The sequence below is a fragment of the Arthrobacter sp. CG_A4 genome (assembly GCF_035985125.1).
Lineage (GTDB): Bacteria > Actinomycetota > Actinomycetes > Actinomycetales > Micrococcaceae > Arthrobacter.
Genome location: NZ_JAXCID010000074.1, coordinates 1 through 7,335 on the forward strand (window position 1 = coordinate 1; position 7,335 = coordinate 7,335).

At 62.0% G+C, this 7,335-nt stretch carries 10 protein-coding genes and 2 pseudogenes; 7 read left to right on the plus strand and 5 right to left on the minus strand.

Annotated elements, in window-relative coordinates:
• Positions 1 to 168 (plus strand): annotated as a pseudogene (locus RCH07_RS18630) (IS3 family transposase); the annotation flags it as partial.
• A 10-nt stretch (positions 169 to 178) separates the two neighbouring features.
• On the opposite strand, the gene RCH07_RS18635 reads toward RCH07_RS18630, so the two are convergent.
• Both RCH07_RS18635 and RCH07_RS18640 read right to left on the minus strand, forming a co-directional pair.
• Positions 179 to 343 (minus strand): hypothetical protein, encoded by a 165-nt coding sequence (locus RCH07_RS18635; RefSeq protein WP_326968981.1) that lies wholly within the window; start codon positions 341 to 343, stop codon positions 179 to 181.
• A 93-nt stretch (positions 344 to 436) separates the two neighbouring features.
• Positions 437 to 1,702, minus strand: a complete 1,266-nt coding sequence (locus RCH07_RS18640; RefSeq protein ID WP_326968982.1) for a relaxase/mobilization nuclease domain-containing protein — start codon at positions 1,700 to 1,702, stop codon at positions 437 to 439.
• Positions 1,703 to 1,717: 15 nt separating this feature from the next.
• On the opposite strand from RCH07_RS18640, the gene RCH07_RS18645 reads away from it, so the two are divergent.
• Entirely contained in the window at positions 1,718 to 1,915 is a 198-nt protein-coding gene (locus tag RCH07_RS18645; RefSeq protein WP_326968983.1) for a hypothetical protein, read from the plus strand.
• Between the two features lie 240 nt (positions 1,916 to 2,155).
• Here the strand turns inward: RCH07_RS18645 and RCH07_RS18650 are convergent, their stop codons facing one another.
• The 3 genes from RCH07_RS18650 to RCH07_RS18660 form a co-directional block, all read right to left on the minus strand.
• Positions 2,156 to 2,878, minus strand: a complete 723-nt coding sequence (locus RCH07_RS18650) for an AAA family ATPase (protein WP_326968984.1) — start codon at positions 2,876 to 2,878, stop codon at positions 2,156 to 2,158.
• Positions 2,879 to 3,090: 212 nt separating this feature from the next.
• Positions 3,091 to 3,549 (minus strand): hypothetical protein, encoded by a 459-nt coding sequence (locus tag RCH07_RS18655; RefSeq protein WP_326968985.1) that lies wholly within the window; start codon positions 3,547 to 3,549, stop codon positions 3,091 to 3,093.
• A gap of 309 nt (positions 3,550 to 3,858) precedes the next feature.
• Positions 3,859 to 4,239 (minus strand): MerR family transcriptional regulator, encoded by a 381-nt coding sequence (locus tag RCH07_RS18660; RefSeq protein WP_326968986.1) that lies wholly within the window; start codon positions 4,237 to 4,239, stop codon positions 3,859 to 3,861.
• Positions 4,240 to 4,284: 45 nt separating this feature from the next.
• Here RCH07_RS18660 and RCH07_RS18665 point away from each other — a divergent pair, with 45 nt between their 5' ends.
• From RCH07_RS18665 to RCH07_RS18685, 5 genes and pseudogenes are all read left to right on the plus strand, one after another.
• Positions 4,285 to 4,743 carry a VOC family protein gene (locus RCH07_RS18665; RefSeq protein ID WP_326968987.1) on the plus strand — a complete coding sequence of 153 codons (459 nt, stop codon included), beginning with the start codon at positions 4,285 to 4,287 and terminating at the stop codon, positions 4,741 to 4,743.
• A gap of 129 nt (positions 4,744 to 4,872) precedes the next feature.
• Complete coding sequence (locus RCH07_RS18670; protein WP_326968988.1) at positions 4,873 to 5,187, plus strand: hypothetical protein; 315 nt, start codon at positions 4,873 to 4,875, stop codon at positions 5,185 to 5,187.
• A 76-nt stretch (positions 5,188 to 5,263) separates the two neighbouring features.
• Positions 5,264 to 5,806: pseudogene (locus RCH07_RS18675) on the plus strand (cysteine hydrolase family protein); the annotation flags it as partial.
• Positions 5,807 to 6,140: 334 nt separating this feature from the next.
• Entirely contained in the window at positions 6,141 to 6,578 is a 438-nt protein-coding gene (locus RCH07_RS18680) for a GNAT family N-acetyltransferase (protein ID WP_326968991.1), read from the plus strand.
• A gap of 123 nt (positions 6,579 to 6,701) precedes the next feature.
• Positions 6,702 to 7,335, plus strand: a 634-nt coding sequence (locus RCH07_RS18685) for an alpha/beta hydrolase (protein WP_326968990.1), incomplete at its 3' end; no start/stop codon positions are given.

The window sequence follows — 7,335 nt, forward strand, 5'->3', positions numbered from 1 at the left end:
ACCTTCGCCAGCCGGCTTGCCGCCAGGACCGCCGTCATGGAATACATCGAAGCCTGGTACAACCGCCGCAGGCCCAACCGCAGGGCCGGCGGCATACCCCCGGCAACAGCCCTCGCAGACCACCAAGCCCGCGACCACGAACCCGCGGCCGCGGCCGCGGCCGCGTAACCGAAATCAACTACGAAACTGTCTCAAAAACTTGACGTGCGCACACCGCCCAGTTCAAAAACAGGATGGCCAGACCAAAGGTTCCAAAGAGAGCCAACGCAAGCTGCACTAGTGTTGCGCCCTTTTTCCAAGCCGGCCACACGTTCCCGCTCTTGCTTTTGTCGATTTCCGTCACGACTTCCCCCAATGCTGGCACCTTTTTCTTGTATCCACATCTGACGCTGACATGGGCTGATGCAGAATATCAGTCGCGTTGCTGGTGGCCTGACTAAGCCACAAGTGATTGCGTGCGGGGTGCGCAGTCGCTCTCCAGCTGCAGCATGAGCGCCGACTGGGCAGCCGTCTTGTTCTTACTGGAGGCAGCCATGAACAACATGGCAGTCCCGGCAATCGACGGCAGGGCCACGGGCTTACTGTGCTCCCGTGGTGCGCGCAGCTGCGCGGTGCGGGACAGCTCGGCGGCAGTGGCCGCCAACGGGCCGGGGGTGGGCTCGAGACGGTGAGACCATGCCGCGAACGCTCCCGACACTTCCCTCGCTGCTTTCGCCCAGGTTGCATGATCGTCCCGCGGCAGTGCCCGTAGCTGTTCGACCAGTGCGGTCGCGTTGCGGGTGTACTCCACCCACATCTCTGCCGGCGGTGTTCCGTTCTCAGGCCCGGTCTTGGACACGGTGCGCCTGTTCCGGGCCGCTGCGTTCCACTCTGCTGCAGCTTCGGTCGCGAGATGCGGTGAGTCCATCCACTCTTCACGCAAAGCACCGAGTTTCAGGTCGGACGCGAGGGAACCGCCGCCGAACCAGATGGGACGTTCCCCCAGCTTGGGCCGCTCCGCTACGGAGTACCCGACAATGACGTCAGTGGTGTTCTTCGCATAGCGCGGTCGGACCAGCATGCCGGTGTCCCGGGCGCGCCGGACGAACTCACCTTCGGTAGCCGATGCGCTGGCGCTGGCACGGACTTTTCGAGCCAAAGAAGAGCGGTGCATTTCCCGCTCGTCCCGAACAGCTGTGGCCTTCTCCGCCTGGTCGTAGCCACGGGTGGAGTGCACGGTGGAGAGCTGTTCCAGCCCGTACTTGACCTCCAGCTCACGGCACGATTCCTGCGCCTTCTTGTAGTCACCGTGCGTGGAAGCTTTGGTGCCGTCCTCGCGGACCAGGGAGACGGCCAGGTGAACGTGGTGGTTGCCATTCTCACTCGTGCCGTGGTTGACCGCAACCCACCGGCAGCGGGCCTTTCCGCTGGCTTCGGTGAAGCCCATGGAGTCCACGAAGTCATTGGCGATATCGCCCCACTGCTGATCCGTCAGCGCGCCCTCTTCAGCGCGCAGACTCAGCGAACAGTGCCACACGCTGGCGTCCTTGTAACCAACGTGGACGCGCTCCTTCGTGGCCGCGTCCCACTGCATGTCCTTGATCTGTACCGATACGCCATATGCCCTGCGTGGCTGGTCAAGATGCTTGGCAATGGCAAGCGCATCGTCACGGTCCAGAACACCATCGTCGTACCACGCCATGATCGCAGCGTCGCCTGCCACCAAGTGGGGATCGCTGTGTGCGCTCTGCTGCGCCGGAACCTCCTGGTACCGGTCATGCATGGTGTGACGTTCGAGGAGCTTGACCAGGTCAGCCCCACGCTCGCGTCCCGTGGTGGATTCAGCACGGCGGAGGAGCCTATAGAGGACATCGTCGTGAAGATCGCCGAACTCGTTGGGACGCTCGCGGAGGAAGAGGCCACGAACTCAGCATGACGCTGAGCCCCGAGTAGCGCCGGATACCGACAGGCCACGACGCCTCGAGACCTTCTCGATACCCGATCGCTTACTACTTCACAAACGAACACAACACGGCATCCATCAGGATGCACGAGACTCTCAACTTCCGGCCGGTCGCCCGATTCCCGGAGACTCGCGGAGCGACCGCGGACGGCGGTCTGTCTGAGCTCATTCTCTTCGAAGCGTCCCGATAAGCGATCCTTTACCGGGCGTTCCCTACAGATGACGCAGGTATCTCTCAGGCGAGTCCAAGAACGATCGCCAGTTGGAAATCAGGTCGAGGTCGGACCAAGTCCGCTGCCGGAGTCCCCACGGGCCGACTTCGAGAATCTGCGCACCAGGGAGAGCTGCGAGGACCGGGGAGTGGGTGGACATGATGACCTGGGAGGAGCCTTCGGCAAGGAGATCTTTCAGGACCGCGAGGAGGCTGAGGCATCCCGCGAAGGAGAGCGCCGACTCCGGTTCGTCGAGAACCCATAGTCCGCGTCCCCGGAAACGATCCACCGCCAGTTCCAAGAACGATTCTCCGTGTGACATGTCGTGGAATGAGATGTCCGGACCCGATGTGCTCGGGTTCTTCTCCAGATAGGTGAAAAAGCCGTGCATGGTTTCCGCGCGCAGGAAATAGCCCCGTCGTGTGGCGCCGGCGTTTCGGACGAGCTGAAGGTGATCGGCGAGAACGGATTCGGTAGATCGGGTGCTGTGCCGGGCACCTGTAGATCCGCCTTCCGGGGATAAGCCATAGGCCAGTGCGATAGCTTCCACGAGAGTGGATTTACCCGACCCGTTTTCGCCAACGAAGATAGTCGCCGAAGTCAGGTCGAGTCCGCGGTCCAGAACCTGCGCAACAGGGGCCAGGATGCCCGGCCACCGATGGCGGTCGAGTTGGTGGGCAGGGTCTTCGGCTACCCGCCTGATCGGAAAGGTGTGCGAAGGCATTCCCCATTGTTGCAACCCACTCCGTTGGTCCAACAAGTAGCCCGAACCATCGACGGCACCCTCGGGGCACGCAGACGTGGAGCCAGGGATCCTTTAACAGGACGCCGTCGTCCCCGGGTCGAGTGTCGGATGGTGCGTTAAATAGGGAAGCGCTGCTCCGTCGATTCGAGCGCAGCCGTAAGCCGGCGCCACCGTGCCGGCGCCTGCGGAGTTCAAGCGGGCGGCGGCGGAAGCTGAAAGATGAACCGATCGTCGGGGGACCACGTGTGCTCGTCGTCGCATCGGTAGCCGCGCAGCCACGCTTGACCGTCTACGACGCGAAGATAGAAGCCTTTCGGATACTCGTGGTCCTTGCTAAGCGCTTCGGCGGCCACTGTGAGGCCGCCATCGGGTGCTGTCCCCGAAGACATCACCGAGTCGCGAGATGCGACCTGCTCGTTCAGAGCCATGCGCAAATAGGGCGCAGTATCCACCGGGCACAGCGACAAGCCCTGTTGCTGTGCAACCTCGAAGATCTGGGTAAGGGTCGCCCCACTGGGAAGCCCTAGTTCGGCGACCGTACGCTCTGTTACCACCACGGGACGAGGGGCCTGGTCGTCGAGGATGACGTCCTCGATCAGGGTTTCCGCGTGACCGTTGACCAGGATGCCACGCGAAGCCAGGCTGTTCATCAGCTGACGTCGGGAAAGCCCTCCGACGCTTACTTCTAGTCGTTCGACGCGAGATCTGTCTGGCATGAGTCTCCTTGGGGCGAGTGTCTGCTACAGGCCGGTGCCCAACTCTACGGGCGGGCAAGATCGCTGCGCGCAATGAAACACAGCCAACGGGCTGCTCAGCTGCACGCGGATCGCCCGCAAGCCGATCCTTTACCGGGCGCTGCCCGGTCACCCAGCGCCTTAGGTGAAGGAGTCAACAAAACCGGGGTCATTTCCGTCCTCGGTACAACTCCAGCTACGGGCGAACGCGTTGCCTGTCCGAGCTCAATCAGCCCTGAGTTCTAATCCTGGCAATCTGCCTTCGTTGGGATTATTCTCGCTGATGATCCGGTCAAGGGCAGCCTGGGTCGCCGTGAGATTAGCGATCGTTTTTGAGATCCTGTCCCGTTCTTCGAGCAAGCGGCTCCGCAACTTAGGCGTCCTCGCCCCGGGATCACTCATGCACGGCAATAGATCAACCATCGTTGCGCTGCAAATGCCCGCCCCGAAAAGATCCTGAATGAGGTCAACGCGGGCGGGCGCGTCCGGGCCGAAGGCCCGTTGCCCGGATGAGGTGCGGTCCGCGCTCAACAGGCCCTGCTCCTCGTAGTACCGCAGTGAGCGGACACTCACCCCCGTCGCGGCCGAAAGTTCACCGATACGCATCTTCGCCTTGCCTCTCACATTAGTGTCAGGACCTAGGGTACGAGCATGACAACAGACAACAGAACCAAACCTTCCGTGCGCCAGCTGCGCCTGATCGTCGAAGTCGAAGACTACGAGGCTGCCGTGAGGTTCTATCGCGATGTCCTCGGGCTCACCGAACAGGCCGCATTCGAAGGTGACGGCGATGCCAGAGTCACCATCCTCGACGCGGGCCGCGCCACACTGGAACTGTCCAACCCAGCCCAGATCCGAATGGTTGACGCCGTCGAAGCCGACGGCAAGCGGAGCGCAAAGATGCGGATCGCCTTCGAGGTAGATGACTCCGCCACGGCGACCAAGGACCTGGTCGCCGGCGGTGCCTCCCTCATCGCCGAGCCACGCGAAACTCCATGGAAGTCATTGAACTCCAGGCTGACCGGACCTGAGGGTTTGCAGGTCACGTTGTTTCAGGAACTGGAAGACATCCAGACACGCAGCACCCGCCCAGGATTCAAACACCCTTGAAGAAGCTGCGGCGGGCTAACGACGCCCGGGCAGTCCTCGCCGCCTCAGGATCAGGACAGCACGCAACACAAAGGATCGGTGGCCGGAGTGCCGCGCCGGCTTCTCACTCCAACAAAGAGGAGAATTTCAGTGTTCCACGCAACAACGGCTGACCGTAACGCTTCCGGCGCCGGTGAGGTCATTTCTGAGGATCATCAGTTCGGCTACGCGATACACGAGCTTTGCCTATCCAAAACCGAAGGCGATCGGCTGCTGGCAGCAGAGGAGGGAACTTCCCTTTACTGCATCGGGGGCCGTGGCTGGGCCTCCTTTCCCGGGGGAAACGCCCGGTACGCCCTCGAGCCGGGGACCGTCTTCGCGGTCACCACACCCGGGCGTGGGGTCGTCGTCAGCGCCGTCGAAGATCTCACGATCCTGCGGGTGGATGATGCTCCCCGGTGCTGAGAGACCACCAGGCCCCGGCGCCCGGCCGATTGAGCCAGGCCCTCACCAATATCCGGACATCCCGACAGGAACATCCATGAGCCCCGTGCGAAACCAAACCTTTGATCCCCGCGCCGCCCTGGTGATCGTCGACGCCCAAAAGGGCTTCGATGACGCCGCCTACTGGGGTCCGCGCGATAACCCCTCCTGCGAGGCGAACATCGCCGCCCTGCTGACGCGCTGGCGAGAAACGAGCCGCCCCATCGTTTTCGTTCGCCATGACTCCACGGCACCCTCATCACCCCTGCATCCGGACAACCCCGGCAACGCGTTCAAGGACATCATCACCGGCTCCCCGGATCTCTTGGTGCGCAAGACCGTCAACTCCAGCTTCCACGGCACCCCCGACCTGCACGCCTGGCTGCAGGAAAACGGCATCGATGAACTGGTCGTGTGCGGAATCACCACCAATCACTGTTGCGAGACCACCGCCCGAGTCGGGGGCAACCTCGGCTACCGGGTGTATTTCCCGATGGATGCCACCCACACCTTCGACCGCACCGCTCCGGACGGCGAGAACGTCACCGCGGCTGACTTGTCACGGATGACAGGGGTGAACCTACACGAAGAGTTCGCCATAGTCGTGACCACCGCCGACCTGCTCGAACAGGCAACGCAAATCGCCACTGCCCGGTAACCTGACAGGGGACTGTCCGTTCACCGTTCCTCAAACGGAGCCGCGAAACCGCCACTTTAAGCTGCGATTTGACCGTGTGACTCGCAGCAATAAATGGCGGTCTTTTCGCAGCGCTATTTGTCCCCTCGCAGCCCGCAAGGGGATCGGTTTACGGGTGCTCTGGCGGTTGGCGTCCTCATAGCAAGCGTGACGTTATCCGCGGCTCATTCGTTAGTCTGAACGAATGCCCTACAGGATTCGCCAGGCTACGCCCGCTGACGCCGAAGCCATAGTCAGGATGCACACGGCTGCCCACGAGGAATGCTACGGACACTTGCTTCCATCGCAATTCTTTGCCAGCCGTCGAAACAGTATTACGGAACGTGTGAATCAGCGTAGGCCGTTCTTGGATAGCAAAGACCCCCGGCTCGTGGCCCATGATGAGGCCGGAGCAGTAGTGGGAGTGGCAGACGCGGGCCCGGGAAGAGACCCCGATATGGCGGGCATCCCGGAGCTATATAGGATTTATACCCTGAGCCGGACCCACGGTTCGGGTCTTGGCGCCCAACTTATAGAAGCCGCCATCGGCGATACTCCGGCTTACCTCTGGGTGCTTGAGGACAATCCGCGTGCCAGAGCCTTCTACCAAAAGTCAGGGTTCAGTCCGGATGGGGCGCGCAAGCTGTTGCAGCCTGACTGGAGCGAGCTGCCAGAAATCAGGATGGTCCGTCCCTGAGATGCGACGGCGTACGGTGAGGGATCGGCTTACGGGCGCAACATTTTGGCCTGTCAGTTGTACTGCCGGCTCTTGCGCCCTCGTTCTCACCGCAAGTTGCGTCTCTAAACGTAGGCTGGCTGAATGAATCAGCAGACTGAAGTGGTGCTCGTCCATGGCTTGTGGCACCAGCCGGCCCACTTCGACCAGTTGGCAGACGATCTGCGCCGCCTCGGCGCCAATGTCCATGTTCCTCGTCTGCATAGGGGTTCACTGGCTGCGGACACTGCAGTAGTCCAGGAGACGGTCGATGGATGTTTGGCACCGCCAATCGTCCTTGGCCATTCATATGGTGGATCTGTCATCACTGGCCTGGAACGGGTCCGGCACCTCATGTACGTTGCGGCGTTCGTTCCGGCAGCCGGTGAAAGTGGCGCCCTTCTGGGTGGTCCCACAGCACTGGTCAACGACGCCATCCGGCATAACGACGACGGGTCTACCAGCGTTCAGCCGGAACGGGCTCGCGAGGTTTTGTACGCACATTGCTCCGCCGCCGACAGTGCATGGGCCACCTCGCTCCTCGTACCTCAACAACCCGGTCACGGTCGCGGTGTACCCAGCCGCATCGCCTGGCAAACCACCGAGAGCACCTATATTCACTGTGAAGAGGACAGAGCGCTTAGTGGCGAGTACGGGCTGATGGTACGGGCAGTCCGGTCAGGTGGTACCGCTGGTTTCGATGACCCGGTACCGGCCAGGAACCGCTCTGCGCAATTTC

Coding starts and splice junctions, on each gene's coding strand:
- RCH07_RS18665 (WP_326968987.1), top strand. CDS start 4,285: ATGACAACAGACAACAGAACCAAACCTTCCGTGCGCCAGCTGCGCCTG.
- RCH07_RS18650 (WP_326968984.1), bottom strand. CDS start 2,878: ATGCCTTCGCACACCTTTCCGATCAGGCGGGTAGCCGAAGACCCTGCC.
- RCH07_RS18655 (WP_326968985.1), bottom strand. CDS start 3,549: ATGAACAGCCTGGCTTCGCGTGGCATCCTGGTCAACGGTCACGCGGAA.
- RCH07_RS18680 (WP_326968991.1), top strand. CDS start 6,141: ATGCACACGGCTGCCCACGAGGAATGCTACGGACACTTGCTTCCATCG.
- RCH07_RS18660 (WP_326968986.1), bottom strand. CDS start 4,239: ATGCGTATCGGTGAACTTTCGGCCGCGACGGGGGTGAGTGTCCGCTCA.